The organism is Algoriphagus resistens (assembly GCF_001442615.1).
Classification (GTDB): domain Bacteria; phylum Bacteroidota; class Bacteroidia; order Cytophagales; family Cyclobacteriaceae; genus Algoriphagus; species Algoriphagus resistens.
Genome location: NZ_LMXN01000020.1, coordinates 26434 through 46413, shown reverse-complemented (window position 1 = coordinate 46413; position 19980 = coordinate 26434). Strand labels below are relative to the sequence as shown.

Sequence of the window (19980 nt, the reverse complement as noted above, 5' to 3'; positions counted from 1 at the left end):
AATACCAATAATGGTATAATCAGACTTTTATTTTGGATCTATACTGTAAGGGCGTAAGATTTGTCTGTTGTTTAAAGAACTTTACGAAATTAGAAGAGTCAGTGAAATTCAACGCATAGGCTATTTCTGTTACCTGACTACTTGTGTGTGTCAACGAATTTTTAGCTTCTATCAATATGCGTTCTTTGATCACTTCCCTGGCGTTAGTGTTGAGGGTGGTTTTACAGATCGAATTCAGTCTCCTTACCGGGATATTCATCAGCGCGGCATAATCCTGGACATTTTTAAGTTGCGTAAAATGCTCATTGATTAACCTTTTAAATAATGCCAATTGATCGATGACGGTGGAGTCTAGTTTTGGAGAGGAGGAAGGAAGATTGAGTGTAGTCAGGATAAGTACATTGAGATGGGCAGAAAGTACTTCACGGGAGCTTCCTTTTTTGTACTCCTTATAAAAGGTTTCTAAAAGAGGAAATATCTGCTCGTTCGGGTTTCCTATTTCAAAGGTTTTAGTCAATTGAAAAAGGCTGTTGAAGGAATTCGGGTATTGTGCCAAGGCCTCTTCTTTGAATAGAACTACGTATCCGTCAGGAATCTTACTGAAATCCCAACAATGCACTTCACTCAGTCCGAGGTAATACCCTGTATATGGAATGATATCAAATTTCTCATCTCCAATCGTATGCGAGCCTGCCCCTTTGGAAAGAAAAATCAATTCATGATATCCTGCATGCCGGTGCGGGACAGTCGGTTTAATGACTGGCTTCATCCGCGATACTTTAATGAGAGTTTCACTTTCCAGCTTTGACTTTACTCCGATTGACATGCAGCTTAAGAATTCTAGGTCGTTTGTTTGCAAAATTTGGAAAAAAGCGATACAAGTGAATAACCTTTTAAATAAAATACCAAATGTGGGGGGAACATTTTGTCTTTTTTATACAATGGAGCGTAAAACCCATCCATCGCCTTAGCGTGGATGGGATGTAGGCGACAAACGCTAACCTTGTGTAAGGATGTATTGTCCAATGGTTTCTGGTGATTTTCACCTATTGGACAAACAAAGGGCCCATCACCTCAGGTAAAAACAAAAGGAAGCGGGTCAAGGGGCAGACAAAAACAAAAACTTGCAGCTGTCCACGAACAACTAACGGATATCAGAAAGGTTTACCTGCATAAGGTATCAACTGAAATTGTCAAAAAACCACGAGGTGATATCGGTTGAAGACCTTGCCGTAAAGAATATAATGAAGAGCCATTGCCTTGCACAGGCAATAGGTGATGTTTCGTTGGGTGCATTTTACAGTATGCTTGAATATAAGGCTAATTGGAACGATAGGCCATTCGTTAAAATCGTCCGATGGTTCCCATCAAGCAAAAGTTGTTCAACTTGTGGATGGATAAAAAAGGATTTAGCCCTTTTCATAAGAGCTTGGTTTTGTGGGTCTTGTGGTGAAATCCATGACAGGGATGTCAATGCGGCAAAGAACATCTTAAAGCAAGGTGTAAACGTACTATCTGGTTGTGGAATGCAGTCGGACACAAAACAAAAACGGGATGAGGCGTTGCCATTGGGCGAGTCTATGACCCCCGAAACCCAACCCATCTCTGCCGTGGGCGGGTAGTTCACAACGTTTAAAATCCATTTATAAAAAAATAGAGAAAGTCGTAAATCTGAGTTTGAAGCGCTGACAGGTGTCTGAAGTAATGCTTAATGTCCCTTTTTTAGCTGCAAAAGGCAATTATATTTCAACAAAGTCTTTTTTAACTGGGTTTAGACGCTTTTTGGATTGAATCTGAATAGGTAAATCAGGCGCTTGGGAAGAAATTATTTTGTTATTTTAGGACTGGAAGAAGTACGCTGGCTGAATAGAGGCAATTGACTTCTCTTTTTCAAACTGAATCACATCAAAAAGTAAATTCTATCTAATGAGTTTTCAAATTAAAAATTCCGGTGAAGCCTATGATGTTATTATTGTAGGGTCTGGAGCAGGAGGTGGTATGGCCTCCAAAATACTTTCCGAAGCAGGTTTATCTGTAGCTGTAGTGGAAGCTGGAGGGGATTTTGACCCGGCCAAAGAGGAAGATCGAACACAACTAAGACCGCCGTGGGAATCTCCTAGGAGAGGAGCTGGTACCCGTATTCGTCCTTTTGGTGACTTTGATGCAGCAATAGGGGGCTGGGATATAGATGGAGAACCATACACCAGAAAAAACGGGACTGAGTTCGATTGGTTCAGATCCAGGATGGTCGGAGGTAGGACAAACCATTGGGGACGTATTTCGCTCCGGTTTGGACCTAATGATTTCAAGCGTGCCAGTATAGATGGGCTGGGGCATAATTGGCCTATAGGATATGATGACCTGAAGCCCTATTATGATAAAGTTGATAAATTAATTGGTGTTTTTGGTACCAAGGAAGGTATTTATAATGAGCCGGATGGCTTTTTCCTCCCTCCACCAAAGCCACGGCTGCATGAATTGTATATGAAGAAGGGTGCAGACAAAATGGGGGTGCCCATGATCCCTGCACGTTTATCTATGCTTACACGGCCAATCAATGAGGAGAGAGGGGTTTGCTTTTTCTGTCGCCAGTGTAATAGAGCCTGTCAGGTATATGCAGATTTCTCAGCAGGTACTTGCCTGGTCCATCCTGCGATGAAAAAAGGCAAAGTGGATCTTTACACCCATTCTATGGTAAGGAAAGTGACCACAGATGAAAAGGGTAAGGCTACTGGAGTTTCCTTTGTGAGCAAAGTGGACATGAAGGAATACAAACTGAAATCCAGGGTGGTTGTGTTAGGCGCCTCGGCTTGTGAATCTGCCAGAATCATGATGAATTCTAAATCCAAAACCCATCCCGACGGTATAGGGAATGGCTCAGGGATGGTAGGAAGATATCTGCATGATTCCACAGGGACTGACCGAATGGCCATAGTGCCAAGCATGATGGACCGTGAGCGGTACAATGAGGATGGTGTAGGAGGAATGCACATGTACACCCCTTGGTGGGGAGATAATAAGAAGCTGGATTTTGCAAGGGGATACCACATAGAATACTGGGGCGGAATGACACAGCCAGCTTACGGAACCGGTGGAAGCATGAATTCCATGCGCCAGTATATAAAGGATGAATTTGGCGAGCCAAGCCAAAACGGTGGTTATGGAATCGGTATGAAAAAGGACATCCGCAGGCTATATGGCTCTACTATGGGAATGTCTGGTAGGGGAGAAAGTGTGCCTATGTATGATAACTATTGTGAGATTGATCCAAATACCGTGGACAAATACGGTATTCCGGTATTAAGATTTAATTATAACTGGACAGACCAAGAGGTAAAGCAGGCGAAACATATGCATGATACCTTTGAAGAGATTCTGACAGAAGCCGGTGGGATCCTGCTGGGTTCCAAGCCAGGGCCAGAAACGAAATATGGACTCTTGGCTCCGGGCAGAATTATTCATGAAGTAGGTACAACCCGAATGGGAGATGACCCTTCCACTTCAGTTCTGAACTCCAATTGCCAAGCCCACGATTGTGACAACTTGTTTGTAGTGGATGCAGGACCATTCGTGTCCCAGGCAGATAAAAACCCTACCTGGACGATTTTGGCTTTAGCTTGGAGAACTTCCGATTACATAGTTTCTGAATTGAAAAAGAAAAATATCTAAACCATGAACAGAAGAGAAAATTTAAAACTGCTCTTTACAGGCTCTGTCGGTACAGGTTTATTGCTGACAGGCTGCTCTCCTGAACAGCAGGCTTTACCTCCAAAGGATTTGCTTTCAGGAGGTACAATTGGAGGGAGAACTGCAGAGGAAAAACAACGGGATCAGGAGCTACTTTCTGACACGTTTTTCACAGATGAAGAGCGTAAGAAGCTAACCACTTTGGTGGATGTCATTTTGCCGAAAGATGAGGAATCGCCAGCAGCCAGTGAAGTAGGGGTAGTGGACTTCATGGAATTTATGATGAAAGATCAGCCGGACAACCAAACCCCTATGCGTGGAGGTTTGATGTGGCTGGATTTCGAAGCAGAAGAGAAATTCGCTAAACCATTCAATGAACTTAGCGAGTCTGAAGTGATTACTATTGTGGATGAAGTTGCCTGGCCGGATAAAGCAAAGCCTGAATACGAAGGGGCTGTTCGCTGGTTCAATATGCTTCGTAACCTTACGTGCTCAGGCTATTTCTCAACAGAGGCAGGCTGGAAGTATATTGGATACGTAGGAAATAAGCCAAATGCCTGGGACGGGATACCTCAGCAGGTTATGGACAAGCATGGGTTTAAACTGGAAGAAAAATACATTCCACTTTATCTAAAACCTGAGGATCGGGGCACTATAGTCCAGTGGGATGATGAGGCTAACATAATCGGATAACTTATTCTGCTTTAATTTCACTTGAAAGAAACCAATGGGTGTAAACTCATTGGTTTTTTCTTTTTTCATGTTTTTTGGAAATCTATTTCCATGCATGCGCAGCTAGGGGATTAACTGTTTAAATGGGTACCCATAGCGATAAGTTAACGCATTGATGGCTTTGGAAAATATTTTAGAATATTATGGGGTCATTTTATTCTTTTACACCCTCATTATTTTAGAAAGGAGAAGAAATTCCAATTTTCAATGAACAATAACCCAAAAAAACAGCCAGAAACTACTTTCATCTCATCGAAGCATCTAGAAATAATTAAGGTTTTTGACAAGAAATCGGATTATGATATCTGGAACGCCTTTGATAAAGGGGATGAAATGGCTTTTAATTATATCTATCGGACCTACGTGAAGGATTTATTTCGATTCAGTAGTCAATATTCACGCGATTCCTATCTGGTGAAAGATAGCATCCAGAATCTTTTCATATACCTGCGGAAGAAGCGGGGCAGCCTTAGCAAGGTCAACAATATCAAAGGATACTTATTTAAATCAATTCAAAGAGAAATAATTAAGAACCTCAAGACGGAAGCTTCTGTGGAGACATTGGAAGATAACATCTTTGAGAATCATTTTCTCATTGAAGTCTCCCCAGAAGTGAGCATTATTAAACGGGAGGTTGAAACTGAACTTAAACAGAAAGTCCAACGAGGTCTAAATCAACTGACTACCAAGCAACGGAAAGTAATCCTACTATTTTACGTGGAAGAACTGAGCTATAAGGAAATAGCTAACATAATGAATTTTAGTGAAGTGAAAACAGCTAGAAAAATCGTCTATAGAGCGCTAGCAACCCTTAAAGAACTTATTAAACCAACGAGTTATTAATTGCAATGTCTACTTCTAGAAAACATAAAAAATATGAAGAATTTGGGTTTGAGGACTTTGTTGCCGATGAATTCTTTGTTCAATGGGTAAAGTCACCTGACGAAAACAACCTTCATTTTTGGGAAAAGTGGCTGCTTTCTAACCCCCATAAAAAGGAAGTGGTAGCAGAAGCTGCAGGGTTAGTACGTTCCATCGATTACAAGGAGAATGTCGAGTTTTCTGATGATGCCTATATCGAAGTGTTTGAGAATATACTGAAAGCAGATCAGGAAGATGGCCATATTCCGGAAATATGTTCCACCGAAAAGTCAAAATGGTACATGCTGCTATCGCTTCGAAATATCGCGGCGGTGTTTATCATAGGATTTACCAGTTTAATACTGTTCAACATCCCAGAATCACCCAAAATGGTTGAAGAAATAGCTTGGATCACAAAGGAAAATGGAGGTGGCAAGAAAAGGGTGGTTCATCTTAATGATGGGACGGTTATTCATCTTAATTCCAACTCGACAATTTCATATCCTGAAAGGTTTACAGATTCACTACGATTTGTAATTCTGGAAAAAGGAGAAGCTTTTTTTGATGTGGCCAAGGAAGAACGTAGGCCATTTGTAGTCCAGGTAAATGAGGCAAAAGTAGCAGTTTTAGGTACAAGCTTCAATGTAAACAACAGGGAAGGGCAGCTTGAGGTGGCTTTAGTGTCGGGGAAAGTGAAAGTCAATGACAATCAGGGCAATCAAGTAGTGCTGAACCCGATGGAAATGATTGAGCTGGAGGAGACAGGGCATATGTCCAAAAAGAATTTTGACCTGATGCAAGTCACAGGGTGGAAGGATAAATATTTAGTGTTCACCAATGACGATTTTAATTCTGTAGTTGAAAAAATAGAAAGCTGGTATGGTGTAAAAGTTAATGCCACTGGAATAAATAGAGGTAACTGGGCCTATACAGGGCTTTATTATGATGAGTCTTTAGAAAATGTAATGGAAGGAATAGCTCAAACTTCGAGAATCAACTATGAAATCCAGGGAAGAGAAGTGTATGTAACCAAGTAAGGAAACTGAAAATAATATGACAAAAATCAATAGCCCTTAAAAAAAGGCAGAAGAAATTCTGGGGAGAATTCCTAACTGCCTAATTCAAATTGCCTGTAGTAGCGCTAACCATTTCAGGCAAAAATTCAAGCGAATGATCACTTAAACCATTACAATAGTATGAAAAAAAATATACGGGGACAACTCATCATGTTATCTAAAAGATTGCTTTACGGGTTCACTCTTCAGCTATTATTTTGCTCTGTTTTGTTGGCAAATACCAGCAATGCACAGCGAAAAAACATAGAAAAGATTAAGGTAGGGATAAGCGTAAAAAACACTCCTCTTGAGAAAGTGTTCAAAAATATCGAGCAACAAACAGGCTTAGCTTTTACCTATAATACTGGTAACGTAGATATTAACCAGAAGGTAGATGTGGATGTGAAAAATAAGACTGTCTATGCTCTTTTGATGGATTTGAGCATAGATACTGGCTTAAAATTCATACAAATCAATGACAATATCCATGTCAAGGCTCGTCAGTTCGAAACTCTTGAAAGCGTGATAATAGAAGAAACAGCTGGTATTGAAGTGATAGGCAAAGTAGTCGATGAAACAGGACTAGGGATTCCTGGGGTAACTATCCTTGTAGAAGGAACTACTAAAGGTACTGTATCGGATATAGATGGAAATTTTTCCATTGCTGCTGAACAAGGAAGCGTATTGGTTTTTTCATTTATAGGCTTTACCCAACAAAAAATAACAGTGGGTAATCAAGCGGAAATCAACGTGACAATGCTGGAAGATGAGCAGGCTCTTGATGAAGTAGTGGTAGTGGGGTACGGGGAGCAGAAAAAGGTAAATACCACTGGAGCAATCTCTACAGTCAAATATGATGATGAACTAAATAATAGACCAATTACAAACGCCTCACAGGCACTGGGAGGAACTGCTTCGGGCGTATGGGTGAGTCAGAACTCCGGTAAGCCTGGTGATGATGGTGCACAAATCCGGGTACGGGGCTGGGGAACTCTAAACAACTCCAATCCGCTGATTATAATAGATGGAGTAGAAGGGAGTTTTGATCAAATAAATCCTGCCGATATAGAAAGCATGTCAGTTTTAAAAGATGCTGCAAGTGCTGCGATTTATGGATCTAAGGCGGCAAACGGAGTAGTGCTTGTGACTACGAAGATGGGTAATAATGAAGAGAAAATGCAGGTTTCTTTAAACTCTTATTATGGCATCCAGTCTTTGGGTAGAAGGTATGAATTAATTGATAATAGCGCGGTCCACATGGATTTGAGTAATAAAGCCCTTATTAATGATGGGTCAAGCCCGCTTTTTTCAAATGCATTGATCAATGCGTTTAGAGATGGAACAGATAAATATAGATATCCAAGTACTGATTGGTTTAGCGAGCTTTTTCAGACAGCTCCAATCCAGCAGCATAATCTTTCAATAACAGGAGGATCAAAAAACGTGTCTTCATATCTCTCCTTAAATTATTTGGATCAAAACGGTATGGTGGCCAACACAAAGTCAAGCAGGTATGCGCTACGTGCAAACTTGGAATCCAAAGTAAATAAATGGCTAAATGTCAGCGGTAGATTAAATTATCTTACCAGAAAATCAGAAGAACCATATGCTGATATAACCTACGGTTCCTTGGGCCGGGTTTTTGAAATGTTGGGCGGTGCCGCTCCTTATATAGCACCTTATACCAGTGATGGCAGATATGGGTCTGTACAGGCTATTGCAGAGAATGGTAGCTTATTGTATGATAACAGGAATCCATTAATCGATGCAGCCAACGGTAAAACACTTACTGAGGATCATGTTATCACGATCAACACTTCTGCTGATGTAAAATTCACTGATTACCTATCTTGGAAAACTACTTTTGCTTCAAATATCAACTTTAATCTAGTAGATAGATACAACACCAGTGTATTTGGATACACAGATACTGGTATTGAAACAATTACAAAAAACTTTAATAGGGAAGGACTTGAAATAAACAGAACTAGTCTAATAGGTATACACAATAATTTATTCTCTACGCTTAATTTCAATAAGAAAGTAGGAGAGCATCATCAATTTACTGCGATTGCAGGGATGCAGTTGGAATCAAATAAAATCCGCAATGTATTTGCCCGAAGATCCCAACCTCCTAAAGAAGGGCTGACCCAAGTAGATGCGGGAACCTCTGGTATTCAGTCAAATGGTAATTTGAACAGCTTTAAGATGCTTTCATATTTTGGACGAATCAATTATTCTTTAAGCGATAAGTATCTATTTGAGGCAAATGTTCGCGCTGATGGCTCCTCCCGGTTTAAGTCAGGAAACCGATGGGGAGTATTTCCAGGTTTTTCTGCTGGGTGGAGAATCATAGATGAATCTTTCATGGAGAATCAAAAGGTGTTTTCGAACCTGAAGTTACGGGCATCATGGGGTAAACTAGGCAATCAAAACATCTCAAGCTTCTGGCCATATTTAACTGTAATTGATCAGAACAATGGGTTAAGTTATAATTATGGGGGAGCATTTGCCGCAGGTGCAGGGGTTACTGCATTGGTTGATGAAGATATTACCTGGGAAACCACCGCTACGTTAGACATTGGGCTTGAACTGGGGTTCATGGATGATCAGATCACAATTGAGGCTGATTACTTCAAAAAGAAAACCGAAAATATTATTGTTCAACTCCCAGTTCCCAGCCTTTTAGGAGGCCTTAATCCACCTTTTGAAAATTTGGGTGAGATGTCAAACGATGGATTTGAGTTTATTTTCAACTATAATAATTTCAAGTTCAGGAGAGATCAGCTGGCCTTTAACATGGGGTTAAATTTCACTTATATAAAGAATGAGGTCACCAAATTTGCAGCCGGTAAATCACCCGACCAATTGTACCTGATCCGGGAAGGATATGCTTTTAGAACGTTATATGGGTTTAATGCAGTAGGGATCTATAAATCGGATGATGAAGCTTTAGAGCATATGTATGCGAATGGGTTTAAGCCAAAAGCTGGAAACCTGAAATTTGAAGATATTAATGGGGACGGTAGACTTACTTTTGAGGATAAGAAGAGTCTTGGAAACACTATACCAAAAGTAACATTTGGCATGTCTCCAAGCTTTAAGTACAAAGGCTTCGATTTGAATTTATTGTTTCAAGGAGTATTGGGAGTAAGTGTATATACGCAGAATAACTTCACAAATCTAACTTTTGAAAACCGGGTGATTTCTACAACCTGGTTAGACGCTTGGACGCCAGATAATACGAATACCACAGTGCCAAGTGCACGGTTTGATAACTCGTGGGATCAATCTGAATCCTCGTATTGGGTTCAGAAGCTTAACTATATCAAGCTAAAAAACATCCAGTTGGGCTATGCGTTGGACGATAATTTAATATCCAGAGTAGGGTTACAGAAAGCCTATGTTTATATCAATGCGCAAAACGTCTTTACGTTAGTCACTGATGATTATGAAGGCTTTGATCCCGAAAGGAACACCTTCGATTCTGGATACAATTACTATCCGGTTCCGAGAATTGTTTCACTTGGTGTTAACCTTAATTTCTAAACTTATGAAAATCAAATATATAATTATATTAATCATATCATTACTTTTCTCTGGATGTGGAGATGAGCTATTGAATGTGTTGCCAGAAGATAAAATTACTTCAGCAAATTTCCCGGAAAATGAAGCTGATATTAAGCTTGCGGTCAATGGAGTATATGCCTTGTTAAGAGAAAGTTCAGTTTATAATGAAGGCCTGTTTGGGTTCGGGATATTAGATGGAGCTACTCCAAATGCTTACAATTGGGGCAATACGCCAATAGCCAAAGCAGGAAATGGACAGTTATCATCAAGTGACGCAGATATAGTTACTTTCAGATGGACAAGGTGCTATGGTATTATATATCGGGCAAATTATCTCTTAAGTATTCTTGACCTTGTTGAACTGGATTCAGATGTTAAAACCATCTATATCGGGGAAGCACATTTTTTAAGAGGTTTGGCTTATTCACTTTTAGCTGATGCCTATGGTGGGGTGCCATTGATCAGTGGAGCAATCTCAGCAGATGAAGCCAGGAATATATCCAGAGCTAGTCTGGAAGAAACTTGGAGTCAGGTGATTTCTGATTATGATATTGCTATCGCAAATCTTAATGCTGAAGCAGTAGAGGTGGGTAGAGCAGACAAAGGGGCCGCACTCGGGTTGAAGATGAGAGCATACCTGTATCAGGGCAAATATGAGAAAGTATTAAGTGTGATCAATGAAATTGAGGCTCTGGGGAAATATGGGTTATACCATAGCTATGAAGGTTTGTTTCGGCCTGAAAATGAGAATAATAGAGAAGTAATGTTTGATGTGCAATACATTGCCGGTGAAAACGCCCAAGGTTCTTTTATCGATCAATATTGCGGCACAGGCACCGGCAGTTTCACAAGGGGTACAAGATACGTTCCCACCGATAATTTAGTCAATGCATACGAGAAAATAGACGGCTCAGAAGTTGACCCTCAAAATCCGTACGAAGGAAGAGATCCGAGAATGGAGTTCACCATTGTTATTCCTGGATCATTTATCCTGGATCACCAGTTTCCCAACTACATCTATCCCGGTGGTGCCTTCAACCATCCTGGAAATCGTCTTAAACATCTCACTACGAGGAAATACAGAATACAAGAATTAAAAGATTTGCCCCCTTCTGGTCAGTCGTATCTCAACTACATTGTAATGAGGTATGCAGACGTTTTGCTTGCCAAAGCCGAAGCCATTATTGAGACAAATGGAAATATAGATGAGGCAATCCAGCTTATCAATAGGATCAGAACTGAAAGAGCTGATGTAAAATTAGAGACATTACCAATGGGCATGTCTCAAGCGATTGCAAGGGAGAAACTAAGGAAAGAAAGAAGAGTCGAATTTGCTTTGGAGGGACTGTATTGGTCCGATATAAGACGTTGGGATATTGGTAAGGATATTTACCCAGTTGAGGTGAAAAATCACGAAGGAGGATTGATCGAAAGTAAATTTCCGAATGGCTATCTGGAATATTACGACTTGTTACCAATACCGGAAAGCGAGCTGTCACTGAACGATAATTTAGTTCAGAATCCAGGATGGTAGATAAACTTCAAATAATGTACAATAGCTTAGTTAAAGGTTGGCTTATACCGTTATTGATGCTTTATCAAAGCAATGCCTTGTGTCAGCAACTACCGGATGCAAAGCCAAATATCCTGATTATCCTGACGGACGATCAAGGTTATCATGATGTATCATATTATGGTACCAAGGACATTCGAACTCCGCATATCGATGAATTATGTAAAGCAGGAATGCGGTTCGATAATTTCTATTCCAATTCCCCTGTTTGTGCACCTACACGTGCTTCCTTGATGACGGGAAGATATCCTGATTTTGTAGGTGTTCCGGGGTTAATCAGATCTCATCCGGAGGATAATTGGGGTTTTCTCGATCCTAAAGCGATCACACTTCCGCAGAAACTCAAAGAATCAGGTTATAACACTGCTCATATTGGAAAGTGGAACCTTGGCCTAGAAAGTCCAAATCTTCCAAATGAAAAAGGATTTGATCTATTTCACGGCTGGTTGGAAGATATGATGGAGGATTATGAGGCACATACGAGATTTGGAAAAAATTATATGCGGCTTAATGAAAATGAAATAGATCCAGTGGGACATGCTACAGATTTATTTTCGAAATGGGCTCGAGATTACATTCATTCTCAAGTGAATGTAGCAGCACCATTCTTTCTTTATTTAGCATACAATGCACCCCATTTTCCAGTACAACCCCCGACAGAGTGGAAAGAAAAAGTGCAAAACCGAGATCCATCACTTCCTGCAAAAAGAGCGGACTTGATTGCCTTAATTGAGCATATGGATGATGGGATAGGGAGCGTAATCCAAGCTTTGAAGGAAAGTGGCCAATATGAAAACACATTGATCATTTTCAGTAGTGACAATGGGGGGCATCTGCCGGATATGGCCAATAACGGTGATTTGCGAGATGGGAAGCAGAGCATGTACGAAGGTGGTCTACGAGTACCAACTTTTGTAACCTGGCCAGGTCAAATTACCGCAGGTTCTTCAACTTCCGAGATTAATTTGACAATGGATATTTTTCCGACCTTGATGGAACTGACAGCAACTCCTATTTCATCTAAAATTGAGGGGCGAAGCTTCTTAAGGACGCTTTTAGGTTCAAAAAATCTGAGTGAAGAGCGGGAGTTGTATTTTGTAAGAAGAGAAGGAGGGCTAAAGTATGGTGGGAAAGCCTATCACGCGCTTAGACTGGGCAACTGGAAACTACTACAAAACTCTCCAACCCAACCGATGGAATTATATAATCTTGAAATTGATCCACAGGAATCAAAAAATGTAATTGAAGAGAATCCGGAGGTTTATGAAAAATTGAACAAGGTACTTATGCGCCACATCCAAGAAGGAGGTCGGGTACCTTGGCAGAAACCAACCTTATAAAATGTTACATCCACTTTTAATTATTACTAAAATGAATATAATCGAGAAGCATATAAATTTCCATAAAGCACTGCTAGTCGTTAGTCTTTTGACTGGATTATGCCTGGGCAATCACGCCTTGGGGCAGGATTCAAAACCCAATTTTATCGTCATTTTTACAGACGATCAAGGATATGGGGATCTAGGAACCTTTGGACATCCTACTATTAAAACTCCAAATATTGATCAAATGGCTGTCGAAGGTCAAAAATGGACCAGCTTCTATGTTGCAGCCAATGTATGTACTCCAAGCCGCTCGGGACTTTTGACAGGAAGATTACCTGTCCGAACGGGGATGTATAGCAATAAGAGACGTGTTTTGTTTCCCGATTCAGATGGAGGACTTCCAGCATATGAAAATACCATTGCTAAGTTGCTCAAAGAAGTGGGTTATGCTACCGCTGCAATTGGAAAATGGCATTTAGGGCATCTACCTCAGTACCTCCCAACCAGTCATGGGTTCGATACCTACTACGGAATTCCTTATAGCAATGATATGGATAGGGTAAATGATATCGATTATAAAGAGGTATTCATAGATCCAAAGTACCAAAATTTCAATGTGCCGCTCATGCGGGATACAGAAATAATTGAGCGTCCAGCGGATCAAAACACCATTACCAAGCGGTATACTGAAGAAGCGGTAAAATACATTAAGGAAAATAAGAACCAGCCATTTTTCATGTATTTGGCTCATTCACTTCCCCATGTTCCCTTATTTACTTCCGATGATTTCCGAGGTACAAGTGAGCGTGGCCTATATGGAGATGTGATTGAAGAGATAGATTGGAGTGTGGGCGAGATCTTAACTACGCTTAAGGAAAATGGATTGGCAGAAAACACGTATGTGATATTCACTTCCGACAATGGACCATGGTTAGTATTTGATGGACAAGGGGGAAGTTCAGGATTGCTGTTTGGAGGAAAAGGGACCAGTTATGAAGGCGGTGTACGTGTACCTGCTGTGATATGGGGTCCGGGTAATGTGAAGCCTGGTGTGGTATCCAAGATGGGAAGTACGTTGGATATATTGCCCACTATTGTCAGTTTAGCTGGAGCAAAGATTCCACAGGATAGACTTTATGACGGGTTTGATCTGAGTCCTGTTTTAAAAGGAGAAAATCAATCTCCGAGAGAAGAGATGTTCTATTATCATGGGGATCATTTGTTTGCAGTGCGAAAAGGGGATTTCAAACTTTATTACTACAGCAATAATCCAGCAGGATACCCTGAGAAACTTGAGAAATTAGAAATGGTTACGCTCTATAATCTGGTGCAGGATCCTTCAGAGCGATTTAACCTTGCAGACAAGCACCCTGAAGTAATTCAAGAAATTGAAGTATTGGCAAAGAAACATCAGGAGAAAATGGTTTTTGGTGAAACTCAATTGGAGAAGGTTATCATAAAGTAAATATTGAATCTTAACTATTAGATCTTGAAAAAGATTGCTCAAAAATGTTTTTGTGAGGGTAAAATGAGAAAATTTGGTTAATTATGGATTAGAACAATAGGCCTAATTTGAGATCGGCTGGCATTTGATGAATGTAAATTGCAAATGTCAGCCATCGTCATTTAAACTAATAACCGATGAAACGCAGATCTGCAGTCAAGGCAGTGGCCTTGACTACCTTTTCAACTCCTTTTTTCTTTTCACAAGGCTTTACCAGTATCAAAAAAATACTCACCAATACCGCTGGAGGCTTCAAAAGTAACTGGGAGAACTGGCCTGATATGAAATGGATCGGCCCGGAATTTTGGGGCAATAGGTTACAGGATTGGGAGATCGTCGAAGGTAAGGCTCTCTGTAACATTTCTGCACCAAACAGGGCGTTACATATACTTACGCACCAGCTGGGAACCGGAAATAAAGATTTTCAACAAACTGTGGTTGTTGAGTGGAAGAATTCGGAATTAGAGGGCAATGCGGCGGCTTATGTCGGATTTAGACTTGGCTCAAAAGGAATTTTCGATGACTACCGTTCTGCCGCTGTGTTCGGTAAGGGGCTGGATGTGGGAATCACCGGTACCGGTCAATTGATGATCGGAGATAAGCTGAGCGAGGAGAAATTGGATTTATCCCAACCGGTTTCTTTGAGTTTAACCAGTATATCCGATAAAGGAAAACATAGGCTGGCACTTTCAGCTTCTGCAGGAAAAAATAAAAAGAATACACTTGTGTTATCAACTGATGACATTGCTGCTTTGGATTTACAAGGTAATTTGGCATTGATTGCAAATTGCCCGAAGAAGGAAGAGACTTCAACTGCTTTAGCAGCTTTCTCTGATTGGGTTTTTCAAGGGGATAAAATTGTAGAATCTGCCGATCAGGTCTTTGGACCGATTTTCTTTGCCCAATATACCCTTCATAAAAACACACTTAAGTTAACGGCACAACTTGCCCCGCTTGAGTCGATTCGAAGCCTTAAAATTGAACTACAGGTTAAAAAGGAAAACGATTGGGAGATGGTGCAGACCGCTTCGCTAGACCCCAATGGAAGAATTGCAAAGTTTAGAATAGATGGCTGGGAGCATGATGAAATGATTCCATATCGAGTTTGGATGAGGGTGCCCCTTTTGGATAAAACCCAGGAATTTAGTTATTATGGGGAGATAGCCAGCCAGCCTAAATCTTATGAAGATTTGAAAGTGGCTGTTTTTAGCTGTAATGCCGATCATGGGTTTCCTGATCAGGAAGTGGTGGTTCATGTGAAAAAGCACCGGCCTGATATGGCTTTATTCCTCGGAGACCAGTTTTATGAAGGGACTGGGGGATTTGGGATCCAAACCAGCCCACTGGAGAAATCTTACCTGGACTATCTGCACAAATGGTATATGTTTGGCTGGTCATACCGGGATATTTTCAGGACTATCCCTGCGGCAATTATCCCGGATGACCATGATGTATACCATGGCAATGTATGGGGCGAAGGAGGTAAGCATGCGCCATCTGATGATGGGTGGGGCTATGTGGCTCAGGATCAAGGAGGCTACAAAATGCCTCCCGAGTGGGTGAATATGATTCAGGAGTGCCAGACCAGCCACTTGCCTGATGCGTTTGACCCGACTCCTGTGGAGCAAGGGATAAATGTTTATTATACGGACTGGGAATACGGAGGAGTGAGTTTTGCTATTTTGGAGGACAGAAAATTTAAGTCTGCTCCAAAAAATGTTCTGCCTGAGGAGGCAAAAGTTATGAATGGTTTTATCCAAAATCCTGATTTTGACATTAAAAGATATTATGATATTGATGCAGAACTTCTGGGGAAAAGACAGCTGGATTTTCTCGAAACCTGGACAGAGAAATGGGGGGCTGGTGTGCAGATGAAAGCTGTGTTGTCCCAGACGAATTTCTGTACCGTTGCCACTTTGCCGGAAGGAAGTATTATCGATAGTATGGTGCCAAGTTTGCCCACCCCTGAGAAGGGGGAATATGTAGCTGGTGATGCGCCTACTACAGACATGGATTCGAATGGCTGGCCGCAAATAGGGAGAGATAAGGCCGTGAGACTTATCCGCAAAGCTTTCGCCCTGCATATCGCCGGAGATCAGCATTTGGCAAGTACTGTGCATTATGGGGTGGAGGAGTTCGGTGATTCAGGATTTGCTTTTGCCGGGCCTGCCCTAAATAATTTATGGCCAAGACGCTGGTGGCCTCAAATACAGGAAGGGCATAAACCTTATCAGGCAGGGGCAAAAAATACGGGAGACTTTGAGGACGGATTCGGAAATAAAATGACCATCATGGCTGTAGCAAATCCCTATAAAACAGGGTTGGAACCCGCAAGAATTTATGATAGGGGTACAGGATATGGCATGATTACTTTCGACAAGAATGAGCGCACGATGAAAATCGAATGCTGGCCAAGAAATGTCGATCCCACTTCCAATCCTAACGGGCAATACGACGGGTGGCCACTTACTGTTGCCCAAAAGGATAATTATGCCAGAAAAGCCATCGGTTACTTACCCACCTTGAATTTAGAAGGTGTTGAAAATCCGGTTGTTTCAGTTTTTAATGAGTCCACAGGAGAGCTTGAATATGGGTTGCCCGTAAATACGAAAAGCTTTCAGCCAAAAGTGTTTTCTGCAGATAAGCATAGGATAGAAGTGACAGATCGCAATAAAAGCCTTATCAAAACGTATGCAGGACTTACAACCAAAAGTAATCAGTCTGAAGTAATTCAAGTTAATTTTACAGAGTAGGTTTTTAGGGATTAATAATACTAATAAAGTTAAGATTATGGGTTTTAAAGAGATTTTAGTTGGGGTGGCGGGTACTGCTCTTTTTTTTAGTTGCGGCTCTGCCCAAGAGAAGGCAGCGGAAGATACAGCGACCAAACCAAATATTGTGATCATCTACATGGATGATTTGGGTTATGGGGATTTGAGTTCCTATGGGGCAACTGAGATTTCTACGCCCAATATTGACAAGCTTGCAGATGGCGGTGTTCGTTTTACCAATGGCTATGCAACATCGGCAACTTGCACACCTAGTAGATATGGCTTGCTTACTGGCATGTATCCCTGGAGAAATAAGGATGCTAAGATCCTTCCCGGTACAGCGCCTCTGCTGATCAGCACATCCCAACTTACTCTCCCAAAAATGCTCAGAGGCCAAGGCTATAAAACCGGAGTTGTGGGGAAATGGCACTTGGGACTTGGTAGTGGAAGTGTGGATTGGAATAAACACATCAGTCCAGGGCCAAATGAAATAGGCTTCGAGTACAGCTATATTATGGCAGCTACACAAGACCGGGTGCCTACGGTGTATATCGAGAATGGCAATGTGGTAAATTTAGATCCTAATGATCCCATAGAAGTGAGTTATGATGAGAATTTCGAAGGGGAACCCACCGGAAAGGACAATCCTGAAATGACTACAATGAAATGGCACCATGGCCACAACAACAGCATAGTGAACGGTATTCCCAGAATCGGTTTTATGAAAGGCGGAGAGTCGGCCAAATGGAAGGATGAGGACATGGCAGACCATTTTTTGGAGAAAGCACAAAGCTATGTGAAGTCACATAAAGAAGTGCCTTTTTTCCTTTACTATGCGTTTCAGCAGCCGCATGTGCCGAGAACCCCACATCCTAGATTTGTAGGTAAATCAGGTATGGGGCCCAGAGGAGATGTGATTTTGGAGGCTGATTGGATGGTAGGGGAATTTATGAAAACCTTGGAAGAAGAAGGTTTAGTTGACAATACCTTGATAATTTTCACCAGTGACAATGGTCCTGTTCTGAATGATGGATACTATGATGATGCGGTAGAAAAGCTGGGTACCCATACTCCGGCGGGTCCGTTGAGAGGTGGTAAATACAGTCTTTTTGAAGCAGGAACCCGGGTGCCATTTGTGGTTTACTGGCAAGGGAAAGTCCAGCCTATGGTGTCTGATGCATTGGTTTGTCAGGTGGATTTTTTCAGTTCTTTGGCATCTTTGACAGGAAGTGCAGCGCTTACTGATGATAGCCAAAATCTATTGCCTGCTTTTCTAGGAAAGGAAAAGACAGGAAGAACTGAATTGGTGCTGGAAGCTACTGGAAGAACTGCGCTAAGAAAAGGCGAGTGGATTATGATCCCTCCCTACCGGGGAGCGGCTAAAATAGAGTCAGTTAATATCGAAATCGGAAATGATCCAAACTACCAGTTGTATAATCTTACAAATGATATTGGACAAACGGATAACCTTGCCGAGTCTAACCCCGAAAAGTTGGAAGAAATGATCATGGATTACACTGCTATCTTTGGTGAACCGGAATCTAAAGTGGAGGAAGTGGTATTGAAATAGGTGGCTTTTCGGTAATTTGAAATGAGATGAAGGATCTGGGGTATTATTTGCTCTCAGCGACCTTGGTCATTATGATTCTATTGTAGCTTACTGTCTTTTGCATGATAGTATGAGGCATAAATATGCCTGAGATTGAGGTTTTGATAATGTCTGAAGGCGCAATTTTATAGATAATCCTGGCTTTAAATTTATTCTTGATAAAATTCTTGCAGCTAGTATAAAGCTTCTTAAGATTAGGCATTACGGCCAACGATATATCCTCGTTTTGGGTGACTTCAAAACCATTTGATTCAGAGGTTTTTATCCAATCCAAAACCGGAAAAAAACTATTGACTGCCATCGCTTTTTCACATAGTGAAACGCTTTCTTTTATTGTATTGCTTCTGTTTTCAAGATTTGGGGTTCTAAAAGCATCATAAATAATAAATTTACCGCCCTTTTTAATAATCCTGTTTACTTCTTTTATCAGGCCATCAAGATCTTCGGAATAGCATACACTTTCTATCGCAAAGACGATATCAAACATATCATTGTCAAACTCAGTGTTTTGAAAATCTCTTTTAAAATAGGATAAGTTGGTGGTGTTTTTAATTGTTTTTCTGGCGTAATTTAGCTGAGCATCAGAGATATCGATTCCGTAAAATTGTGAGGTTTTGTTTTTATTTGCCAGCCGGGAGGTATTGAATCCTTTGCCGCAACCCAGTTCCAGGACTTTGCTGTTTTCTTTTATCAAATCATTGATTTCATCTGCTTGTCTATAATGTCCTTCAGGGCTATAAGTCCCATCATAATTCAAAGCAATGTGTACAGAACCTTCCTTAGAATGGTACCTGGAGTATGCGAAACTGCTGTACTTATAATATTTCTGAACCCTTGAATTAGTAAAGTTTTCCCTGAGTATGGAATCCGTGTTAAAGACTTTTTTGATTTCCTCCAAATCTTCTTTTACTGTTTCTTCATTCTCGAAGTGGCTGTTATCCATAAAAAGTGGCTGTTTTAAAGGGTAACTTGTTTCTCTACAATTACCTAAGTTTACGTGGGAAGACTGGTTTGGGAGGCTAAATTAGGGAAATTCCCTATGTTCGCAAGGGGCCGCGTTATCCTGACCTCATAAAAAGTAATGAATATGATAAAGCAGAGCAGGCCATTCCCCGATGGGTGAAAATAGAATAAAAGCAAGGAGAGACTACCGGGATTTTCAGGCTTTTGTGTGAAGATTGTCGCGTGGTGCAGAGGGGCTGAGTGGTTTTTTTTCTTGAAAATCCACGCAGCCTTACCCCTGACTTTTCTCCACACAAAATCTTAGTAGGGTCAAGATTCTCTTCGGGATTA

The 19980-nt window shown here is 41.1% G+C and carries 13 protein-coding genes; 11 read left to right on the top strand and 2 right to left on the bottom strand.

Translation table 11 applies throughout. From position 1 onward, the window contains the following. Window positions 1–19 precede the first annotated feature (19 nt). Complete coding sequence (locus tag AS141_RS23920) at window positions 20–769, bottom strand: helix-turn-helix domain-containing protein (RefSeq protein WP_232424998.1); 750 nt, start codon at window positions 767–769, stop codon at window positions 20–22. A gap of 421 nt (window positions 770–1190) precedes the next feature. On the opposite strand from AS141_RS23920, the gene AS141_RS23915 reads away from it, so the two are divergent. The 11 genes from AS141_RS23915 to AS141_RS23865 all read left to right on the top strand — a co-directional run bounded on the left by AS141_RS23915 (window position 1191) and on the right by AS141_RS23865 (window position 18648). Continuing rightward, on the top strand, window positions 1191–1622 hold the full coding sequence (locus AS141_RS23915; RefSeq protein ID WP_057940241.1) for an RNA-guided endonuclease InsQ/TnpB family protein: 432 nt from the start codon (window positions 1191–1193) through the stop codon (window positions 1620–1622). Window positions 1623–1926: 304 nt separating this feature from the next. After that, window positions 1927–3669 (top strand): GMC family oxidoreductase, encoded by a 1743-nt coding sequence (locus AS141_RS23910; protein ID WP_057940240.1) that lies wholly within the window; start codon window positions 1927–1929, stop codon window positions 3667–3669. 3 nt (window positions 3670–3672) lie between these two features. Continuing rightward, a complete protein-coding gene (locus tag AS141_RS23905; protein WP_057940239.1) occupies window positions 3673–4380 on the top strand; it encodes a gluconate 2-dehydrogenase subunit 3 family protein in 708 nt (235 codons plus the stop codon). A 246-nt stretch (window positions 4381–4626) separates the two neighbouring features. Further along, a complete protein-coding gene (locus AS141_RS23900; RefSeq protein ID WP_057940238.1) occupies window positions 4627–5262 on the top strand; it encodes an RNA polymerase sigma factor in 636 nt (211 codons plus the stop codon). A 5-nt stretch (window positions 5263–5267) separates the two neighbouring features. Beyond that, window positions 5268–6317 carry a FecR family protein gene (locus tag AS141_RS23895; protein WP_057940237.1) on the top strand — a complete coding sequence of 350 codons (1050 nt, stop codon included), beginning with the start codon at window positions 5268–5270 and terminating at the stop codon, window positions 6315–6317. Between the two features lie 159 nt (window positions 6318–6476). Then, entirely contained in the window at window positions 6477–9884 is a 3408-nt protein-coding gene (locus tag AS141_RS23890) for a SusC/RagA family TonB-linked outer membrane protein (RefSeq protein WP_057940236.1), read from the top strand. A 4-nt stretch (window positions 9885–9888) separates the two neighbouring features. Continuing rightward, complete coding sequence (locus AS141_RS23885; protein ID WP_057940235.1) at window positions 9889–11439, top strand: RagB/SusD family nutrient uptake outer membrane protein; 1551 nt, start codon at window positions 9889–9891, stop codon at window positions 11437–11439. A gap of 14 nt (window positions 11440–11453) precedes the next feature. After that, window positions 11454–12818 carry a sulfatase family protein gene (locus AS141_RS23880; protein ID WP_082632419.1) on the top strand — a complete coding sequence of 455 codons (1365 nt, stop codon included), beginning with the start codon at window positions 11454–11456 and terminating at the stop codon, window positions 12816–12818. A gap of 31 nt (window positions 12819–12849) precedes the next feature. Further along, on the top strand, window positions 12850–14268 hold the full coding sequence (locus AS141_RS23875) for a sulfatase family protein (protein ID WP_057940234.1): 1419 nt from the start codon (window positions 12850–12852) through the stop codon (window positions 14266–14268). Window positions 14269–14444: 176 nt separating this feature from the next. Beyond that, window positions 14445–17060: an alkaline phosphatase D family protein gene (locus AS141_RS23870; RefSeq protein ID WP_057940233.1), complete on the top strand. Its 2616-nt coding sequence runs from the start codon at window positions 14445–14447 to the stop codon at window positions 17058–17060. A gap of 37 nt (window positions 17061–17097) precedes the next feature. Further along, entirely contained in the window at window positions 17098–18648 is a 1551-nt protein-coding gene (locus AS141_RS23865; RefSeq protein ID WP_057940232.1) for a sulfatase family protein, read from the top strand. A 43-nt stretch (window positions 18649–18691) separates the two neighbouring features. On the opposite strand, the gene AS141_RS23860 is transcribed toward AS141_RS23865, so the two are convergent. Then, on the bottom strand, window positions 18692–19630 hold the full coding sequence (locus AS141_RS23860; protein ID WP_057940231.1) for a class I SAM-dependent methyltransferase: 939 nt from the start codon (window positions 19628–19630) through the stop codon (window positions 18692–18694). Window positions 19631–19980 lie beyond the last annotated feature (350 nt).

Excerpts from the sequence above, each read along its gene's own strand:
- AS141_RS23920 (WP_232424998.1), bottom strand. The coding sequence starts at position 769 with ATGAAGCCAGTCATTAAACCGACTGTCCCGCACCGGCATGCAGGATAT.
- AS141_RS23910 (WP_057940240.1), top strand. The coding sequence starts at position 1,927 with ATGAGTTTTCAAATTAAAAATTCCGGTGAAGCCTATGATGTTATTATT.
- AS141_RS23905 (WP_057940239.1), top strand. The coding sequence starts at position 3,673 with ATGAACAGAAGAGAAAATTTAAAACTGCTCTTTACAGGCTCTGTCGGT.
- AS141_RS23900 (WP_057940238.1), top strand. The coding sequence starts at position 4,627 with ATGAACAATAACCCAAAAAAACAGCCAGAAACTACTTTCATCTCATCG.
- AS141_RS23895 (WP_057940237.1), top strand. The coding sequence starts at position 5,268 with ATGTCTACTTCTAGAAAACATAAAAAATATGAAGAATTTGGGTTTGAG.
- AS141_RS23890 (WP_057940236.1), top strand. The coding sequence starts at position 6,477 with ATGAAAAAAAATATACGGGGACAACTCATCATGTTATCTAAAAGATTG.
- AS141_RS23885 (WP_057940235.1), top strand. The coding sequence starts at position 9,889 with ATGAAAATCAAATATATAATTATATTAATCATATCATTACTTTTCTCT.
- AS141_RS23880 (WP_082632419.1), top strand. The coding sequence starts at position 11,454 with ATGTACAATAGCTTAGTTAAAGGTTGGCTTATACCGTTATTGATGCTT.
- AS141_RS23875 (WP_057940234.1), top strand. The coding sequence starts at position 12,850 with ATGAATATAATCGAGAAGCATATAAATTTCCATAAAGCACTGCTAGTC.
- AS141_RS23870 (WP_057940233.1), top strand. The coding sequence starts at position 14,445 with ATGAAACGCAGATCTGCAGTCAAGGCAGTGGCCTTGACTACCTTTTCA.
- AS141_RS23865 (WP_057940232.1), top strand. The coding sequence starts at position 17,098 with ATGGGTTTTAAAGAGATTTTAGTTGGGGTGGCGGGTACTGCTCTTTTT.
- AS141_RS23860 (WP_057940231.1), bottom strand. The coding sequence starts at position 19,630 with ATGGATAACAGCCACTTCGAGAATGAAGAAACAGTAAAAGAAGATTTG.